This is a genomic window from Segniliparus rotundus DSM 44985 (genome assembly GCF_000092825.1).
GTDB classification, from domain to species: domain Bacteria; phylum Actinomycetota; class Actinomycetes; order Mycobacteriales; family Mycobacteriaceae; genus Segniliparus; species Segniliparus rotundus.
This window is the reverse complement of record NC_014168.1, coordinates 2,576,947-2,595,656: the sequence shown is the minus strand read 5'-3', so window position 1 is coordinate 2,595,656 and position 18,710 is coordinate 2,576,947. Positions and strand designations below refer to the sequence as shown.

Sequence of the window (18,710 nt, the reverse complement as noted above, 5' to 3'; positions counted from 1 at the left end):
GTGGGGGCCCGCCCTCGTTCCTGCCGGGCAAAGACTTGCCGCGCGCTCCTGGCGATCCTTTTCTGCGGCGCTGTCGCTGTTCGCTCAGGTATGCTCGTGTGCATGCGCCATCGCTTCATCCGTCGTTCAGCCGTGCTTTTCGCCGTTCTGTTCCCCCTCGTCGTCCCCTCCTTGGCGCTTGCCGAACCGGGCGACGACAGCGAGGACGGCTCGGAGCCGGCCCCGGAGACCGCGATGCAGTTCGAGCAGCGCGTGTACGGCGCGCCGAACCTCTCCCCTGCCGACGGGGAAGCGGTCGGCATCGCCCAGCCGGTTCTGGTCAACTTCTCGAAGCCGGTCGCCCCGGCTGATCGGGGGAGGGTCCAAGAAGCTGTCACGATCACCACGAACCCGCCGCAGCAAGGCGTCTTCTACTGGTACGGCGACAAGCAGCTCCGCTGGCGCCCGAGCCAGTTCTGGACTCCTGGCACCGTGGTCGACGTGCAGGCGGGCGCCACCCGCACGCATTACAGCATCGGCGACGCCTTCGTGACCGTCGCCGACGACGCGACGCACCAGGTCACGGTGACCCGCAATGGCAAAGTCATCAAGACCATGCCCGTGTCGATGGGCGGGGACAAGTTCCCCACCCCGAACGGGACCTACTACATTCAGGAGCGTTTGCCCACGGTGGTCATGGACTCCTCCACGTTCGGCATCCCCACCACCGCCGCGCTCGGCTACAAACTGAACGTCCAATACGCGACGCGGATCTCCTGGAGCGGCATCTATCTCCACTCGGCCCCGTGGGCCGCGGGGGCTATCGGCAAGTACGACCAAAGCCATGGCTGTCTCAACCTGAACCCTGCCGACGCCCAGTGGTTCATGGAGAACTCGCACCGGGGCGACCCGGTGATCGTGAAGAACAGCAAGGGCGGCATCCTGAGCAAGGGCGACGGTCTCGGGGACTGGAACTAAGGGGCAAGAGGACAGCCCTGGCAGTCCTTTGGTGATGAGGAAGTAAGAGAGCACAAAGTCTCGTCGCGCAGCAGGGACAGCTCTGGCTCTCACAGAAGAGTCCGGAGTCAGCGACAGTCGTATAGACGACAGACACCCTGCGGCGTGTCGTGACTGTACGGCTCAAGCACTATCAGTCCACCCATGGATACAGCCCACTCATCCACACGTCGCGAAACGCGTGGGAGAGCGCAAGGCTTAAAACGAGGCATTCCGACCTGAGCATAATCTTGATCGAGAAATCTGTCTGATAGCGCTTCAAACTCCTCCGAAACCATTGGAAAACTCTCCTCGCGGGATTTCGGCAAACATTGGAGAATCAAATTCATTGAGTTTCCTCAATAGCAGGTTCCTTGTTCTGCTCCTGGAATTCGAGCAAAGCGATTCCCAATGGCTTCGACAGGCGTTTGATGGCCAAGAACCCTGTGAGACTGAACGTGATGAACGGAATAAGCACAAGGACAACTGCATAATCGAGCGGTAGTAGGAGGCTTATCGCCAGGCTTGTCCCTGACCAAGTAAGAACGACAATCGCCCAAATCATATTGAGTTGCACGATTCTTCTCCGAAAACCAGGCTTGCTGTCCCGGCACGCTTGCCAAGCCTTTTCCCACACGAGGTTCCCTTTGGTGAAAAACGGCTTCAAGATCAGACTCACAATGGGCTCGCGCGTGAACGAGCTCGCGAATACAAAACATGCCCCGATAATCCCCTGGCATGCCTCGACAACGAGGATAGCCCTCGGCTGCTTTGTTATATAAGAAGAGGCGAGACCTACCACAAGCATAAATAGCACGAAAAGTTCGACTTGGTTCACTTCGTGCTGCCGGACCATGCGCCAGATGATGGAACTCGCGGCAACTGCGACCCCGCAGCTTAGCGCCATCTGTTGGCTGTATCCGAAGATTCTGGTCAACACGAAGTAGAGCAAGATCGGCACTACCGTCCCGATGATTGCCCAAGGGGATATCGACATTGCTGTGAGGACCTGTTGTATTCCACCGGGGGCACCCTCAGGATTGGGCCGTTTCTTTCGCTCCTTTCTTCGCATCGCCCTGTCAGCCTTCTTGCCGTGTCTGCTCCGAGCCGCAGTTTACGAGTAGCTCACCGATCCGCGCCAGTATCTTTTTCTGGTCTGCGTCCTTGATGGTCCCCGGAATGTTCCTCACCTCAATGCTCAACTGGCCATTGAACGTCGAGAGGGCGTAGATAGAAGCTTCGAGCACAGGGATCGTTGCTCCTTGGTCGAAACTGGAGATAAAGGTTGGAAGGCCGCTGAAATCTTTATGGATGTAGGCCCGGAAATCTTCATGGAAAAGCTTTGCTGGTAGTGGGAAGTCCGGAATGACACCCAAGTTGCTGATGAGCACGGGCGGTTCATACCCCCGGCTCGCAAGGTCTGGGAACGGACTTACGGAGGTCAGTTGTACCGTGCCGTCCGCAAGATCGTCTTTTATTTGCGCAATCACTCGTTTACCTATGGTGACAATATCGCTCCTCGTGTCCACCTCGACCGCGACAGCGGAAAAACCGACGAGTGTCGTGACCTCGTAGATTTTGAGCGGTGGGTTTAATTTATCTTTGAAATCAATTGGTGTCAGTAGACCGAGCCATAGCGGCTCTTCCTCGGGTAGGTTAGTGAAGTTTCCGCGTTCGGCGACGGCTATGGCCCCGGAGACTAGGCCGTGCATGGATATGCCCAAGCGGCGCCCTGCTTGGCTTAGCCGGGCAGTCGTTTCTTGGTCTAATCGCAATCTATTGGTGACGAACGACTCCGACCCGGTCAACTCTTCTGCACAGGGCATAGAACCGCTCCAGCGGATCTGCGCGAAGCGCTCCGCGTACGGGGTCTTCCCTGCCACGTAGCCGTACTTTTTCTCCATCAGCTCAAATGGGGCGGATGGTAGCCGCTGCGGTGTGCGCGGGGCGACCGAGCCAGAGGTCGCGAGTTCGGTGTACAGAGACCACAAGCGGTTCAGCAGAAAAATACTGTGCTGCCCATCCACGACTGCGTGGTTGACGAAAAAAGTCACTCGATGTTGCTCGCCATCCGAACTGACATTGACCATGCTGACAGTCTCTTTGAGATCGAAATTAGGAGAAAGCACATCTTCGAACCGCCAGGGGCCCTTTTGCGCCTCGAACCGAATGAAAGAGGCTTCGTCCGATTCGTTGGCGACGAATACGTACCCGTCATCTTCTTGCTCCACGCGGGCCCCCACAATGGGGAATTCTTTCCGCAAGAGGTGGTATGCTTGTTTTAGCAAGGCCGTGTCAAGCGCGCCCCTCACTGAGCAGGCTACAGCGACTGTTTCCATCGTCGGCACTTGGATGAACGACTCCTCGGCGAAAGTCAGTCTTCTACGTTGCACAGTCAACATACCTCCTTGATTTGAGCTGTCTCCACGAGCAACTGGATCACCCGGCGCACGAGAGATTTCCGTGCCTGCTCGCTGGCGCAACCGGGCATATGCATCAGGTCGATGTTCAGCATGCCGCAGAATGAGTAAAAATAATAGATCGAGCCCACTTCCATGGGGACTTCGGCATCCTTTGGCATCGATTCCAAAACAGACCGCATCTGGCCGGGTTCCACATAAAAACTCCAGGCCACATCCTCCGCAATCAGATTTTCGGGCAGTGACGGGCTCGGTATCACACCGATATTGTTGAGGACGACCCCCACACCGCCGCGCTCCGGCAATGTTGGCGAAGCCATCGCCCCGAGTATTAGACCGTCCTTAAGGTCTGCGATGAGCTGATCTGACAAAGTCTTGCCGAGTTCGAGCAGTTTGTTCTCACAGGAGACCTCCAGCTGCGTGTAGGCAGTGCCCATGAAATTGGTCACCTCGTCTATCGCTATTGGCGGAACCACCCGAGCGCGCATCTCCACGGGAGAGATGAAAGCCATCGGCACAGGTTCGCCCTCGGGGACATCCACGAACGCAGCGCGCTCAGCCAATGCGACCGCTCCAGCGACGACACCATGCATACTGATGCTCCGCCGTGCCGCTAACGCGCGGAGGTCCGTCGTCAAGCGCTCGTTCAACTGCAGTCGAGTGCTTTGCAGCTGAAAGTTCTCTGCCAGCATCGCTCCCGCTCTCGGAGGCGACCCGCTCCACCTTGCCCCGCGCAATCGTTCCTCGCCGGTGATGGAGCCTTCCCTGATGTTTCGCTGTGCCAGTAAATATTCCATCGCCCCTGGAAACCTGCCAGCGTCGGGCAGCAGCGAGCTTTCCGGTGCGCCATCCGCTTCCTGTGTGTACAGCGACCACAGTCTTTGGACCAGGAAGAGCCACAACCTCCCATCAGCGGCCGCATGATTGCACCATGGGGTCACGCAATGCCAATCTTCGTCGTACGTGACCACATCGAGCGTGGCCAGACTTGAGCTGGGGTTTAGATTTGGTGGTACTTGAGTACCTGGCTTCGCCCGGAGCAGTCGTACAACATCTTGCGGCGCTTTGCAGGACTCGTCGACAACGAAATCGAAACCATCGTCCACCGCTAAAACCCGGCCAGCGAGCAGTGGGAACTCTTCTCGCAACCTGCCGAATGCGCGTAGCAGCGCAGCAGTGTCCAAATTGCCCCGAAGCGTGTAAGAGAATCCGATGTTGCGCTGCGGCGAGTCAACGAACTCAGCTTCGCGCGCAGAAAGCCGACGCCGATACCGTAGACTCATCAGTTGTTCACATGTTTTCGTCGGGCGGCTGCAATGAGCAGATCGCTTATAGATGATCGAATCTGAGCGAGAAGATCGGGACTGTGGCTTCCAGGAACGATCCGCAATGATATTGTCAGTTTTTCTCCAACCGTGTAGACATGGTAGTATGTGCCCATCGCGGGCGGTAACACTGCACCTTCTGGCAAAGAAGGAATCACATGTTTTAATTGGCTGTAATCCATTTGTGTGATCAACTGAATATCAAGCCACTGCGCGTTCGGCGGCGCGAGTGACTCCAGCAGTTCGGGCAAGGCAACAACGCCTACATTGCTGACCATTGTCGCAACGCTCGGCTTCATCTCCTCGCCGGTGCTCTCGGCCGGATCGGCCAATGTGCTCAGCACAGTCCCGTTCTTGATGTCGCTACGCAGTTGCTCCTGGACGAGTCTGCCGATCTCGACAATATCGCTGTTCGCTGACACCTGAACTTTCACTCGTGAAACGCCGGCGAAGTTCGTGACCTCGACCGGGCTTAACGGGGGGCTTATGCGGTTGCGCATATCGACAGGGGAGAACAAGCCGAATGGCAAAAGCTGATCCGCGCTATCGGCTCCAGCGTGGACGCTGCGTTCCGCAACAAGGACAGCCCCGCAGATCAAGCTGTGTAAGGAAATGTCCTCGGCCTTGGCTAATTCTCGTAAATCGGTGCTGATGTCGAGCGGGAGGTTCAAAAGCCACGAAGGGCGCCAAATGCATGCGCCCTCGGGCAGCGCCTCCGCCAAAGGCAGGACACCGTTCCACACCACACCGCTGAGCCGGTCCTCGCCGGTCGGGCCGATTGGCACGGAGCGCTCTTTGAGCACTTGCTCTGGGGACTTCGGCGTGGGCTGCGAAGGAAGGATCTCAACGTCCTTCCCTGAGAGAAGATTGACGTAGAGCCACATGAGCCGCACCGCAATGAACGCACTGGCCATGCCGTCAAAAATGCCATGGAAGATACCCAGAGAAAGCCGCGACACGTCCCCGGCAGAGGCGATTTTCACCTGACTGACCCTCTTGGTGGGATCCAATGTAAACGGACTATCCTCGCGCCAAGTCTCTTCCTCGATTAAAGCGACGGCGCTTTCGGCCTCACTGTTCAAGTCCTCTACGACAAGGTCGGCGCCGGTCTCTGTGTACTCGATCCTACCCATTAACACCGGGTACTCTGTGAATAGGGCGGCAAGGGCAGCCCGAAGCACTGTTCTGTCGACAGTTCCTTGAAGATCCGCCGTTACTCCGATGATCACATTAGACACTAGGTAAGGAGCTTCTACCGCAGACAACGGCCGTCGTGTCAAACCCATCAGTCTTCTCCTTATTCCACGAGCTTCCGACAGGTTTGCTCGATATTGTCGAGGATCCCTTTGCGCGTCTTGTCCGAGATGGTCCCGGACAAGTTGATCATGTTGATTTGCAGCCGTCCCTTGAGTCGCCATATTTGGTACACTGAGGCCGTTAAAGAAGGAGCCCGAATTTTTCTTACACGATCTGATAAGTTGAAATCTTCGCCTAGAATCTCGTAATAGATGTAAGGGGTGAAATCTTGTAGCGTAAGCTTGGTCGGCAAAGATAAATCTGGAATCACGCCCAAGTTGCTGCAAACAATAGAAGGCTCTCGGGGCTCGCGGATATCTATTTGTGTCAGCATCGGCTGTAAGTATAACCCGGATGCAATATCCTGCCGTATCTGCTCGTGCATCCTTTTTCCAAGGTCGATCGGATCGCTCTTCCGGCTGACATCCATAGCTATATACGAGGCTCCGACGAAATTCGTCACCTCGAAATCTCCCACTGGCGGGCTTAATCTCCTCCGCCCATCCACTAAGGACATCAGGCCGAGCGTCAGCTCATCCTCCGCTGTTGCTTCGCCAAACGCGTCTCGCTCGGCCAGCAGGATCGCTCCGACAAGCGCACTATAGAGAGACATGCCTTCCGATTTCGCCTTGGTCTGCAACATGGCGGTCAATTCTGGATCTAAGCTCAGTTTCTGGTAGACAGCGCGCATTTTGCCGTCTATCAGATCCTCTGCCGAGGGCATCTCTCCGCTCCAGGCTACGCGCGACACCCGCTCTGATCCGGTGGACGGACCTTTGCGAATCCCTCTCGACTCCAGTACCGCTTGCGGCGACAGCGGAAATGACTGGGACGGAGCAATCTCGGCCTGCGCGGATTCAACAAGGCTGGTGTACTTTTCCCAAAGCCGGGCATACATCGCGATGATATGGGTGCCGTCCGCAAGAGCATGGCTCATCGCAAACATCACTCGATGCCAGCAATCCCCGGAGACAACTTCGATCATGGCGAGCGCTTTGGCGATATCGATCTCCAGGGGTGTCGGGTCTGGCTTCCCGCCCGAGACCGCGCGGACTCGGAAAACCTCCTCCCGCGCAACCTCGTGTCCGTCGACCACGAACTCCAAGCCACCCGCCGCAGTCTCTACTCTGCCAGTGAGCGCAGGGAACTCCTGGCGAAGGAGGGAGAAAGCCTCCCAGAGCAGGCCTGTGTCCAGGAGCCCCTCGTACAAGAACTCTAGACAGGCTGTCATCCTGGGAAAACGAGCAAAACTGTCTTCGCTGAAGCTCAACCGTCGGCGCGTTTCTCGCGCTGTCAACGAAACATCGCCCATGGCTTCTATTTATTCACAGAAGCTATTCGTGCGCAACCGCTTTGGAACATGCGATATCTCGAACACAACAGGGCTGCTCTTTCAGGACTAGACGCGACCTGCGGCGCATGGCGACGATCCGGAGACAGAACCTGCTCGGTTCTCCGGAACCGAACGTTGACGTCACGATGGTCGGTGCCAGTGGAAAAGAGCCCCTGATACCTAGTTGTGTACCAGGAGGAGCTCCGCCACAGGGCCCAGGCCGCCTCCCTCCTGAAGGATCTCGGCGTGGACAGGAAGGCGTTGCATAGAAGAAGCCTGGTCGAACTCGTCTATCGAAGGGCAGGTGTGGATTGGTAGCACCCGGGCTGGGCGGCAAGACCATGCCTGGCAGGAGCCTCGTGAACATCGGCATTCATCAAACGGAGCGGCTCGCGGTATAAAATCATGGCTATGGTGGCGCGCCGCGTGACGAACTGCACGGTTGTGAACTGGTGCAGCGCGGCGGAACGCGATCAGGCCAACCGGGATCTCATGGCAGCGGAACGCGAGCGGCTTCTCGCCGAACGCGACCGGTCGCGGGCCAAGCTTCTTGGGCAGTCTTCTCGACTTTGGCGCACAGAGCGCAAGCTCGCCGACCTTGCCGTGATCGCGCGGACCCTCGCCGAAAACCCGGATGCGAAACTCCTTTTTCTCGACGTGCGCTCGGAGCCTCGGACCATGACAGCCATCGCTTTAGGGGATCCGGACGCTGCGCGCCATATCGCTGTCACCACGCCGGGGGCGAACGCCGCAGTCTCTTCGGCTGCTGCTCCGTTCTCGGAAGTCGTCTGGAACCTGCCGAAGTTCATCGACGAGGCCAGGGCGCTGAAAGAGAACGCCGAACAGGTCGCCCGACGTTGTGGCGCGCAAGGCGCGGCAGTGGCGACCATCATCTGGCTCGGCTACCAAAGCCCGAACCCCGATGGGCCGAATCATCGAGCGAGGCTGAGCGGCCGGTACGGCGTGTACGCGACGCGGCGCGCTCGTGCCGGGGCGGGCGCGCTGAGCACCTTCTACCAGGGGCTCGCCGTCCGTGATCCGGCTCCGCACCTGGTCGCGATCGGCCACTCCTACGGCTCGCTGCTCACCGCGCTCGCGTTGCGGCTCACGCCGCCGGGCATGGTCTCGGACGTCGTGTTCTGCGGCTCGCCCGGCATCCCGGAGAATTCTGGGGAGGGCGCAGCGCAATTGCACATGGCGGACGGGCACGTCTATGCCATGATGTCCGACGATGACGAGATCCGCGACTGGTTCCCCTTGCTCCGCCGCGTGATCTACGGCGTGGAGCCGACAGCAATGCCGTGGGTTGTCTCATTGCCCACGGGCAGCGGGATCGGGCCGGGGGACGGCGTGCACCACGCGGCGCCGCCGACCCACGCCGATTACCCGACAAGCTACGACAGCGATGGCGATGGCGTCCCCGACCGGCTGCACATGTCCGGACACAACCTGGCGTGTGTTGTCGTTGGCCGCGCGGATCTCGCAGCCAGGGAGATATGAGCCGAGAACCCCGTTTCCAACGTCTTTGACGTGTCGGATCGGATGTCGTCCGACGCGCCGGGGCCGCGGTTGCCGCGGGGAGAATCAGGAAAACGTCACACTCGGCGTGGCTCGCGGATGCGGTCTTCTTCCTATTAGGATAAGGTGTGTCATGATCGGCCAGTCAGAACTTGAGGGTAGGCCCTCCTGGGAGTTGTGCGGAAGAAGACCGTCAGGTCGCGTCGTGAGATGAGAGCTCTAGGACCGCAGAAGTCCGCTCGGCCAATGCGGGTCCTCTAAAGAAGAGAGGCATGTTTTGAGGAGCGTCGGTGGCTGCAACCTTCACGGGTAAGCTGGCGAGGAAGACGTGGGTCTTTTTCGTGATCGTGGCCATCGTCTGTATCACAGGCACTATCGACTACCGTCTGCACGGGGTGTTCGGGTCAGACCACAGGTTCTCCAACGGAGGGCCTCCACTGGAGGAGCCAAGGAATCTGCACCCCAAGCATGTGCGTTATGAGATCTTCGGCCCGTCGGGGACGACGGTCAGGATCAGCTACATGGACCAGAACGCCAATGCGCAACTGGCTGTGGTGAAATCTTTGCCGTGGTCCGTTGAGTTCACGATGACGCAACAAACCTCCGTTTTGAACATCATGGCCCAGGGCGACAGCGACTATCTCGGTTGCCGAATCAGCGTCAACGACGAGCTGAAAGACGAGTATGTGGCGAGACTGCCGTTCGCCCAAACCTATTGCGAGGACAAATCCGCATCATGAGCGATAAAGGCGCTGCCCGTCCTTTGTGGGCTCGGGCCATCCGGGGCTTTTGGCCGTTGGTCATCCTGCTGTGGATTCTGTTGATCGCAGTGGCCCACTTCGCCGCCCCGTCTCTCGAGGAGGTGGGCAATGAGCGCGCCGTGTCCCTGTCCCCGGATGACGCGCCCGCGTTGATCGCGGCAAAACATATCGGCAATGTGTTCCACGAGTCCAACTCGAACAGCTCGGTCATGATTATCGTGGAGTCCGACAAGCCGTTCCAACCTGGCGACGCCGCGCACAAGTACTACGACGAAGTGCTGAAAGCATTGCGCGAGGACAAAAAGCACATCCAGAACATCCGGGACTTCTGGAGCGATCCGCTGATGGCGGACGGCGCGCAGAGCGACGACGACAAGGCCGCGTTCGTTGAGGTCGTGCTCGCGGGAAACCAAGGCGAGGCGCTTGCGAACCAGTCCGTCCAGGCCGTGCGCCAAGTGCTGGAAAACGTCAAGCACCCCCCCTACGTGCACGGCTATCTCACTGGCGGCGCGGCGCTCGCCGAGGACGGGAACATCGCCGCGAACGCGGGCGCGACGAAGATCGATCTGGTTACTGTCGCCGTGCTGGTCACCATCCTGCTCATCACCTATCGGTCGTTCAGCGTCCTTGTGCTCCTGTTCGTGATGGTCGGGTGCACCTTGGCGGGCGCCGAGGGAGTTGTCGCCTGCCTCGGCCACTACCAACTCCTCGGGCTTTCCCCGACCGCCACGAAGATGGTCACCGCGCTGACCATCGCCGTGGGGACGGATTACGCGATATTCCTCATCGGCCGATATCAAACAGCGCGCAGGGCGGGAGAAGACCGCGAAAGCGCCTACTACACGATGATCCGGAGCGTCGCCCATGTGATCCTCGGTTCGGGTCTCACGGTCGCCGGCTCGATCTACTGTCTCAGTTTCGCGCGTCTGCCGGTGTTCAACGCCATCGCCGCACCATGTGCTGTGTCTGTGCTTGTCGCGGTCATGGGCTCGCTGCTTCTGGGCCCGGCCGTGATCGCTGGCGGCAGCCGATTCGGGGCCTTCGAGCCGAAAGGCACCGCGAGCACCAGGGGATGGCGGCGCGTGGGCACTGTGGTGACCCGTTGGCCGGTGCCGGTCCTCGCCGGGGCGAGTGTGATCGCTCTCGTCGGCCTGCTCGCATTGGTCAATTACCGTCCCAGCTATGACGACCGCAGCTACATCCCGCAGGACACGGCCGCGAACGTCGGCTACCATGTCGCCGACCAGCATTTCTCCATCAGCCGAATGAGCCCGGAGACGCTGATGGTGGAAACAAACCACGACATGCGCAACCCCGCGGACATGCTTGTGCTGGAGCGGATCGCGAAAAGCATCTACCACCTTCCCGGCATCGCTCGAACCCAAGGCATCACCCGGCCAGGCGGGACGACGCCCCTGGCGCACACCTCGCTCCCGTACGGGCTCAGCATCCAAGACCCCGTGCAAGTCGAAGGCCTTGATTTCCAGAAAGAGCGCTTAGCCGACTCGAAGAGGATGCTCGACATGCTCGACGTGCAGATCGACAACATGGAGCTCCAGTACAAGATCCAACAGCAGATGGCCGAGGTGTCTCGGATCACCCTTGAGGAAGACATGCCCGCGTCGTTGAAGTCGGCGAAGGACGCGGAAGAAAAAGTCTCCGTCACCGAAGACTACATCCGCATAGCGCGCAACTTGTTCCATTGGATCGGCAGCGACTGCTACGACTGGTCGTGGTGTTGGGCTGTGCGCAACTCCATGGACTCGATGGACAGCATTTCCTCTTCTGTCGACCAGTTGGAAACCTCCATAGAGCGGTTGAAGAAGACCTATGCGCTCACTTTGGAGATGCTCAAGATCACGCCGAAAATGATCGCTCAGGCTAAAGACCAGCGAAAGCTCCAGCAAGCCCAATACAGCACGCAGTTGGACCAGCTGCGGCAGAAGGTGCTTTCACTGCAGAATCCTGGCGCCATGGGCAAGGCCTTCGACACCGCGCATATCGACGACTCCTTCTATCTCGGCCCAGACACGTTCAAGAACCCGGACTTCCAAAAGGCGCTCAAAACATTCCTCTCCCCGGACGGGAAAGCCGCGCGCTTCTACATCACCCACGACGGGGACCCCATGTCCCCCGAGGGAATAGCGCAAATTCCCGTCATTCTCTCCACCGCGCACGACGCTATCAAGGGAACCCCCCTGGAGGGGTCGAAGCTCTTCATCACCGGTGCGGCCAGCATGGTGAAAGACATGCGGGACGGCGCGACGTTCGACCTGATGATCGCAGTCATCTCCTCCTTGAGCTTGATTCTGGTCGTCATGCTGATCTTGATGCGGAGTCTGATCGCGTCGATCGTCATCGTTGGAACAGTCGCGATCTCGCTGGGAGCGTCCTTTGGTATCTCTGTGCTCATCTGGCAGGACATCTTGGGGATTCCGCTGCATTGGTCTGTGCTCGTGGTCGCGGTGATCATCATGTTGGCGGTGGGCTCCGACTACAACCTGCTCTTCGTCTCGCGGCTCAGAGAGGAAATGCCCGCCGGGATCAAAACGGGGATCATACGCGCTATGGGCGCGACCGGGAGCATGGAGACCGCCGCAGGCCTTGTCTTCGCCCTGACCATGGGGGCTTTGGTGATTAATGATTTGCTGAGCCTTGCGCAACTCGGCGGATCTATTTGTCTCGGTATTTTGTTCGACGCGTTTATCGTGCGTGCGTTCATGACCCCGTCTATTGCCGCCTTCCTCGGACGTTGGTTCTGGTGGCCATTGAATGTGCGGTCTCGTCCGCCGCGCGTGAAACTCTCTCGCTAAGGGCTAAGAAAGACCGGGCAGAGATAAGCGCGCAGAAGCATCGCCCTTTCCTTTCGAGCCCGACACAAGGGTTCTCGCCCACAGCGAAGATTGGTACGTTCCCGCTCGTTGTACGCTAATGAACCGCCGCGTACAACAGATGTTACACAGGAAGTATCCCTCTCAGGAGAGCCGAGCGGGCTGATGAAAAATACCCCCCAGCCTCACCAATCCCAGACGGACGGATCATCTTTCGGGTAGTCCTTGCACTGTTCGGTCATTCGCCGGGCGATGGCGTGGTTGCTGAAAAATATTTTCGCGTGGTCTGCGTACATGAGATCGGTGGGATCGCCGAACGTGCCCGCGATTCTTTCTGAAACGTCCCTGCGCGGCCCGCGCACCCCCGGTTCCATGGAGAAGAACGCCCTGGCCCAAACTTGTGCGGACAATTGTATTTCTTGACTGTGGACTTTGTACTCCGTCATCCAGCGGGCGAACTCACGAGGGTCGGTCCTTTTCACGACGGCCAGCATCTGGTCCGGTGTGCAGGTGGTCAGGAGCATCACCTTTGGGACCGGATATTCCTCTGTGGAGTGGAAGTACCCGTCCGACCAATCGTCATTGGGGTCCGCGGCGGCGGCTCCGGCTTGCGTCAGCCCGCCCGCGAGGAGCAATGCGAGAGCGGATCGAAGCTGGAAGGCGCGGCGCGGCTTTTTGGTCATGGCAGACATTATGCCGAATGACAGCGTTCTCGTCTAGGCATGTTTGCTGTGCCCTGCCTGCGAAAACGCGGTCTCATTCGCCACTGTCGCCGTCGTCGGCCCCGTGGTCGCCGTCTTTGGCCCCATCATCGGCCCCGTCTGGGTCGTCGGCTCCGTCGTCCGGCAGCCCGAACGCGTACGCCGAGTCCGGCAGGACGATCCCGCCCACATCGACGTAGACGTCGCCGTGTGTTGTGTGGACCATGCCGCCGCCCCAGGGGCAAGCGTAGGCCTTGCCATCCACCGCGTCGAGGTAGATCCCGTGGAAACAGGATTCCGCCGCTGCTGTGGGGCAGGCGCCGAACATCGTCAAAGTTGTCGTTGCCGCGAGAAGCGGCCAGAGCATACGCACGTTTTCCATATTAAACCTATGACGTGCTTCGCGCGGGGCGAGGCGCGTTCTCAAAAAGCCCCGAACCATAGTGGCGCAACTTGCTCCGGCTTGTCTATTGTGATATTTGCGATATGCTTGACGCTACGCCTAGCGAAACATTCAGGCGACCCCATACCATTGAGGCCAGCCTTGTTTGAGTCTTGGCTACGGGCAGTCCTTCGGAAGGTTGGTTGGCGCAGTCATGAAAGTATGTTTCATAACGTTAGGCAGCCGGGGGGACGTTCAGCCTGTCATAGCTTTAGGCGCCGCATTGCGCGAGCGGGGCCATGATGTCGTCATAGCTTGCATGGGGGCCGGGCTGGTCGCCCTTGTCCAATCCGCGGGCCTGCGCGCGCATGAGCTCATACACACTCTGCCCGACCATGATGAGGGATATCAAAAATCTCTTCACAATCCGATATCTCGTGTCCGCGCGTGGCGCGATTACATGAAAGCAACGTTCCCGAAAGTTTCACGCGAGTTGAACGTGGTGTGCGAGGGAGCGGACATCGTGCTCGCGCATTCTGACGCATTGAACCTGGTCGTCGCGACCACCAGCAAAACAGGCGGGAAGGTGATGGGGTACCGTTTTTTCCCCGGAACCATGAACAGCGCGTATCCGGTGACGCAATACACCCCGGCCGGCTGGGCGCAACAAATTCTGGAGTCCGCTCCGGGATTCGTCAAACGCGCAACATGGCGCGTGGGGGAGTACATCACCTGGCAGCATATTCGATGGGTGCTCAACTATCATCGGAACGCCCTGGGCCTGCCACCGCACAGGTCTTTCCGTGATATGAGCCGGGAAACAGCGAATATCCCTGACATCCAATTCTACGACCAGGCTTTGGTTCCAGAACTTTCCTCGGAATTCGGCGCCGATAAACCGATGCTCGGCTTCCTGCAAGTGGCGCCCAAGTCGTGGCAGCGCAATGAGGAGCAGGAACGGGCTGCTGAAGATGTGCGGACGTGGATGCGCGCGGGAGAGCCGCCGATCTACTGGGGGTTCGGCAGCATCAGAGTCAGCGACCCTGATGGGTTGGCCCGAATGTTCGCAGACGTTTGCCGTCGCAATGGTCAGCGCGGATTGATCGTCGCAGGATGGAGCGACCTCGCGGACCGCGACCTCGGAGACCATGTGAAAGTGGTCGAGTCGGTTGAGCACGCGACAGTCTTGCCGCTGTGCAAAGCTGCTGTGCATCACGGCGGAGCGGGCACCACGGCCGCTTGCCTGCGCGCAGGACTTCCTTCGTTGATTTGCTCTGTGCTCGCTGATCAGCCATTCTGGGGCCGGCGGATCCAGGCTCTTGGCGTGGGGGCGCATGTGCCTGTGCAACAGCTGACCGAGAAAAAACTGGAAGACGCGCTCCGTGTGCTGCTCAGCGCGAAAACGGTGGAACGCGCCCAAACGATCGCCCAGGCGTTGATTCCGGGCGCGCAGGTCGCTCAGCGGGCCGCGCAGGCAATAGAATCGGCTGTTCCGGCCCAGCCCGCCGCGCCGGTCGAGTCTGCTGAGCCGGCCCAGCCTGCTGTTCCTTGAAGAGCGTCCTCATGCTGCTCGCCAATGCGAACTGGGCCCACGGGCGGACAAGGGGCCCCGGCGTGCCGCGTCGGCAACGCGCGCGACAGAGTGACCGTCAGTATTTGTAGAACCCTTCGCCGCTCTTCTTGCCGAGCTTGCCGGCCTTGACGTAGCGCCGCAACACATCGCGTGCCGCGGTAGGCAGCGAGGGGTCTCGCTCGAGCGCCTGGTTCTCGATGTCCAACGCCACGTCGAGCCCGTTGCGGTCCATTCTTCGGAAGATGCCTTTTCCTCGTGGTGCGTAACCTGCCGCATAGGTCATCTCGTCGATTTCAGCCGGTGTTGCGAGCCCTTCCGCGAGGATGGACATGGCCTCGCGCTTCACCGCGGTCCAAAGCCGAACGGGGATGAAAGCGCTGCTGTCCGCTTTCGTCTCGAACGGGCGCAGCCCGTACCGGGGGAGGATCTTCAACAAGAAGTCGATCACGGACCGATGCGTGCGCCCGCACGACATGAGGTCCACTGCCGGGCACTCGGGCGGGCGGTAGTAATGGATGTTGAGCAAGCGCTCTGGGTTCCGCACTTTTTCGATCAGCATACGGCTCGGCAGCGTTGTGGAATTGGTGCCGATAATGGCGTCGGGCTCCGCTTCCTCGTCCAGATCCCCCAGCACGTCGATCTTCAGATCTCGACGTTCCGGAACCGCTTCCACGACGAACCAGGCTTCCCGAAGCGCCTCGTCGAGCTCGCTCGTCGTGCTCACTTCGCCAAATGACGAGTCCTGGCTCGCTGAGAGGCTTTGCCGCCGTTCGGCAATGAACGCGGCGGCAGATTCGCGGGTGGCTTTGTCCGGGTCGTAGATGCGCACCCGGGTGCCTTTCACCGCATGGGCGAAGGCGATCGCCCTGCCGAGCGTCCCCCCGCCGATGACAGTCATCGGCCGTTGGCTGATTCGTGTGGGGATATTGCGTTCCATATAACACAAAATACTATAAAGTGTTATAGGTCACCATAAAAGGACGGGGTCTGTTATGCTCCCTCACGCGACTGCGCGGCCTCTGCGGGGGGCTCTCTTCGCGCTGTTGCGCAACACCCAGGCGAACACGAAGCCACGCCGCGTTGTTTCTCGCCTTGCGCCAAGGCCAGGATCATTTTGGCGAACCGAGGATCATGTCCGGGCGTCTTCGCCCGGGCCAGCTTCACGCCGAGCGCGTCGGCGAGTTCTCTCGCCTCGTGGTCGAGGTCCCAGACGACCTCCACATGATCGGACACGAAGCCGATCGGACAGATCACGACGGCGTTCGCGCCCTTGTCCGCGAGCTTTTCGATATGGTCGCAGACATCAGGCTCCAGCCAGGGCGTCGACGGGGCTCCCGAGCGGGATTGCCACACCACGTCGTACGATCGTGCTTCGGCCGCGTGGGCGACGAGCGCGGCGGCTTGGCGCACCTGCCCTTCGTAGATCGTCCGACCACCGCTCGCCAAAGGCACAGAATGCGCGGTGAAGACGAGCCGGGCCTGCTCCCGCATGCTCTCCGGAATCTCTTCGAACGCAGTGCGCAACGAGTCGGCGAACGCCTCGACGAAGAGCGGATGGTCGAAGAAGAAGGGAAGTTTCACCAGCTCCGGAGCGCTCTCGCCAACAGAGGCGCGCGCCCGCGCGATGTCCTCGCGGTACTGCATGCAGCCCGAGTAGCCGCCCCAAGCCGAGGTCGCGAACACGAGCGCATGGCGCACACCGTCCCGCGCCATCTGCGCGACGGTGTCCTCGACGAGGGGATACCAGTTTCGATTGCCGAAATACACCGGCAGATCCCATCCCTGCGCGGCGAGTTCCTGCTCCAGGTTCGCGATGATTTCTCGGTTGAGCGCATTGATCGGCGAAACGCCGCCGAGGTGCCGATAATGCTCGGCGACCTGTTCGAGGCGCGAGTCGGGCACATTGCGCCCCTTGGTGACTCGTCGCAGAAACGGCATCACGTCATCCGGGCCTTCTGGCCCGCCGAAAGAGAGCAGGAGCAGGGCGTCGGGCGTGAATTCCTCGTCCGACACCCTGCTACCCTGCGACAGAGTGCACACCGCCGTCAACGTAGATGATCGACCCCGTGGTGCCGGGCAGCCAGTCGGAGAGCAAGGCGACGGCGGTCTTCGCGACCGGTGTGCGGTCCTCGACGTCCCAGCCGATCGGCGCGCGGTTGTTCCAGCCCTCGTTGAGATCCTTCACGCCCTTGCCGAGGTTCTCTTCCGCGCTGCCGATCGCCTTCATCGCGATGGTGGAGATCGGTCCGGCGCAGACAAGGTTCGAGCGGATTTTCTTCTGGTGCCCGACGTTGTAGGCGACGTACTCGTTCACGGACTCCAAAGCGCGCTTCGCCACGCCCATCCAGTTGTAGAACGGCACCGCGCGCGAGCAGTCGAAGTCAAGGCCGATGAGCGAGGACTGCTCGTTGAGCACGGGCAAGAGGGCCTGGGCGAGGGCGGCGTAGGAATACGCGGAGATTTCCAGCGCCGGGCCGACATCGTTCCAGGTGGCGCCGAGGAAGCTTTCGAACGTGGGGCGGGGCGCGAAAGCGATGGAATGCACTGCGCCGTCAAGCCCGTCCGGGGCGTGCTCGCGCACCTTGTCGGCCAGGCCGTCGAGATGCTCCCGGTTCTGCACGTCCAACTCGATGAGCGGCGCGGGCTCGGGAAGCCGTTTGGCGATCGCCTCCACGAGCCGGAGCCTGCCGAAACCTGTCAGCACAAGCTTCGCGCCCTCTTCCTGCGCTTTCTTCGCGATGGAGAAGGCGATCGACGAGTCGTGGATGATGCCGGAGACCAGAATCGTTTTGCCGTCAAGAAGTCCCATGTCGTTTTCCTTTTCTCTGCTTGTGAGCGGTCAGTGGCCCATGCCTTGGCCGCCGTCCACCGGAATGACGGCTCCTGTGACGAAGGAGGAGTCTTCTCCGGCGAGAAAGCTCACCACGGCGGCGACTTCCTCCGGCTGGCCGATCCTGGCCATCGGGATGCGCGGCAACGCGACTTCGAGGACCTTCGGGTCGAGATCGTTGGTCATGTCGGTGTCGATGAAGCCGGGGGCGACGACGTTGGAGGTGATGTTGCGCGAGCTGAGCTCCCAGGTGAGGGACCGCGCGAGGCCGACGAGGCCGGCTTTGGAAGCTGCGTAGTTCGTCTGGCCCTGCACACCGGAGGAGCCGACGATCGAGCCGATGAAGACGAGCCGTCCCCACTTGTTCTTGATCATCCCGCGCGAGGCGCGCTTGGCGACCCGGTAGGCGCCCATCAGGTTCGCGTTGAGCACCTTCTCGAACTGTTCGTCGGCGAGCTTGATGATGAGCATGTTGGCGACGATGCCCGCATTGGAGACCACCACCTCGACGGGGCCCTGGTGCTCTTCAACCTTGGTGAACGCCTGGTCGACGGACTCGGTGCTCGTCACGTCGCATTCGACGCCGAAGAGGCCGGAACCCTCGGGCGGCCCGGAGCTGCGGTGCGTGACCGCGACACGGTGGCCGTCCGCTTTCAGGCGTTTGGCTATGGCGAGGCCGATGCCTCGGTTCCCTCCGGTGACCAGGACTGAACGACTCGGGGCAGCATCTGTCATGCGGAAAACCTAACGCGCCAGGCTATGCCG

General features: G+C 60.1%; 16 protein-coding genes. 5 read left to right on the top strand and 11 right to left on the bottom strand.

Annotation, left to right across the window (positions count from 1 at the left end; translation table 11 throughout):
* The first annotated feature begins 102 nt into the window (after window positions 1-102).
* Window positions 103-957 (top strand): L,D-transpeptidase, encoded by an 855-nt coding sequence (locus SROT_RS12680; protein WP_013139421.1) that lies wholly within the window; start codon window positions 103-105, stop codon window positions 955-957.
* A 364-nt stretch (window positions 958-1,321) separates the two neighbouring features.
* Here the strand turns inward: SROT_RS12680 and SROT_RS12675 are convergent, their stop codons facing one another.
* The 5 genes from SROT_RS12675 to SROT_RS12655 form a co-directional block, all read right to left on the bottom strand.
* Window positions 1,322-2,047, bottom strand: coding sequence for a VC0807 family protein (locus SROT_RS12675; RefSeq protein WP_148223443.1), 726 nt, complete (start codon window positions 2,045-2,047; stop codon window positions 1,322-1,324).
* 7 nt (window positions 2,048-2,054) lie between these two features.
* Window positions 2,055-3,377 (bottom strand): phthiocerol/phthiodiolone dimycocerosyl transferase family protein, encoded by a 1,323-nt coding sequence (locus SROT_RS12670; RefSeq protein WP_083777884.1) that lies wholly within the window; start codon window positions 3,375-3,377, stop codon window positions 2,055-2,057.
* Window positions 3,371-4,579, bottom strand: coding sequence for a phthiocerol/phthiodiolone dimycocerosyl transferase family protein (locus SROT_RS16195; RefSeq protein ID WP_187288035.1), 1,209 nt, complete (start codon window positions 4,577-4,579; stop codon window positions 3,371-3,373). The genes SROT_RS12670 and SROT_RS16195 overlap by 7 nt, the downstream gene beginning before the upstream one ends.
* A 98-nt stretch (window positions 4,580-4,677) precedes the next feature.
* Window positions 4,678-6,006 carry a phthiocerol/phthiodiolone dimycocerosyl transferase family protein gene (locus tag SROT_RS12660; protein WP_013139417.1) on the bottom strand — a complete coding sequence of 443 codons (1,329 nt, stop codon included), beginning with the start codon at window positions 6,004-6,006 and terminating at the stop codon, window positions 4,678-4,680.
* 11 nt (window positions 6,007-6,017) lie between these two features.
* Entirely contained in the window at window positions 6,018-7,328 is a 1,311-nt protein-coding gene (locus tag SROT_RS12655; protein WP_083777882.1) for a phthiocerol/phthiodiolone dimycocerosyl transferase family protein, read from the bottom strand.
* A gap of 432 nt (window positions 7,329-7,760) precedes the next feature.
* Between SROT_RS12655 and SROT_RS12650 the strand changes: the two genes are divergently transcribed.
* The 3 genes from SROT_RS12650 (at window position 7,761) to SROT_RS12640 (ending at window position 12,441) form a co-directional block, all read left to right on the top strand.
* Window positions 7,761-8,849 carry an alpha/beta hydrolase gene (locus SROT_RS12650; RefSeq protein ID WP_049773366.1) on the top strand — a complete coding sequence of 363 codons (1,089 nt, stop codon included), beginning with the start codon at window positions 7,761-7,763 and terminating at the stop codon, window positions 8,847-8,849.
* Window positions 8,850-9,157: 308 nt separating this feature from the next.
* Window positions 9,158-9,607 (top strand): MmpS family transport accessory protein, encoded by a 450-nt coding sequence (locus SROT_RS12645; protein ID WP_013139414.1) that lies wholly within the window; start codon window positions 9,158-9,160, stop codon window positions 9,605-9,607.
* Window positions 9,604-12,441: an MMPL/RND family transporter gene (locus SROT_RS12640; protein ID WP_013139413.1), complete on the top strand. Its 2,838-nt coding sequence runs from the start codon at window positions 9,604-9,606 to the stop codon at window positions 12,439-12,441. Before SROT_RS12645 ends, SROT_RS12640 begins: the two co-directional genes overlap by 4 nt.
* Window positions 12,442-12,644: 203 nt before the next feature.
* On the opposite strand, the gene SROT_RS12635 is transcribed toward SROT_RS12640, so the two are convergent.
* Together SROT_RS12635 and SROT_RS12630 are read right to left on the bottom strand one after the other, a co-directional pair.
* A complete protein-coding gene (locus tag SROT_RS12635) occupies window positions 12,645-13,142 on the bottom strand; it encodes a DUF5078 domain-containing protein (protein WP_013139412.1) in 498 nt (165 codons plus the stop codon).
* Between the two features lie 73 nt (window positions 13,143-13,215).
* The gene (locus SROT_RS12630) at window positions 13,216-13,527 is read right to left on the bottom strand and encodes an RNA polymerase subunit sigma-70 (protein WP_148223618.1); all 312 of its coding nucleotides are present in this window, start codon (window positions 13,525-13,527) and stop codon (window positions 13,216-13,218) included.
* A 181-nt stretch (window positions 13,528-13,708) separates the two neighbouring features.
* On the opposite strand from SROT_RS12630, the gene SROT_RS15795 reads away from it, so the two are divergent.
* Window positions 13,709-15,094, top strand: coding sequence for a glycosyltransferase (locus SROT_RS15795; RefSeq protein WP_148223441.1), 1,386 nt, complete (start codon window positions 13,709-13,711; stop codon window positions 15,092-15,094).
* Between the two features lie 97 nt (window positions 15,095-15,191).
* On the opposite strand, the gene SROT_RS12620 is transcribed toward SROT_RS15795, so the two are convergent.
* The 4 genes from SROT_RS12620 to fabG1 are packed head-to-tail and all read right to left on the bottom strand — an operon-like array spanning window position 15,192 to window position 18,680.
* Complete coding sequence (locus SROT_RS12620) at window positions 15,192-16,052, bottom strand: 3-hydroxyacyl-CoA dehydrogenase family protein (protein ID WP_013139409.1); 861 nt, start codon at window positions 16,050-16,052, stop codon at window positions 15,192-15,194.
* Window positions 16,053-16,105: 53 nt separating this feature from the next.
* Window positions 16,106-17,128: a ferrochelatase gene (locus SROT_RS12615; RefSeq protein WP_013139408.1), complete on the bottom strand. Its 1,023-nt coding sequence runs from the start codon at window positions 17,126-17,128 to the stop codon at window positions 16,106-16,108.
* Window positions 17,129-17,132: 4 nt separating this feature from the next.
* Window positions 17,133-17,924: an NADH-dependent enoyl-ACP reductase InhA gene (inhA, locus tag SROT_RS12610; RefSeq protein ID WP_013139407.1), complete on the bottom strand. Its 792-nt coding sequence runs from the start codon at window positions 17,922-17,924 to the stop codon at window positions 17,133-17,135.
* Between the two features lie 30 nt (window positions 17,925-17,954).
* Complete coding sequence (gene fabG1 / locus SROT_RS12605; protein WP_013139406.1) at window positions 17,955-18,680, bottom strand: 3-oxoacyl-ACP reductase FabG1; 726 nt, start codon at window positions 18,678-18,680, stop codon at window positions 17,955-17,957.
* Between the last annotated feature and the right edge of the window lie 30 nt (window positions 18,681-18,710).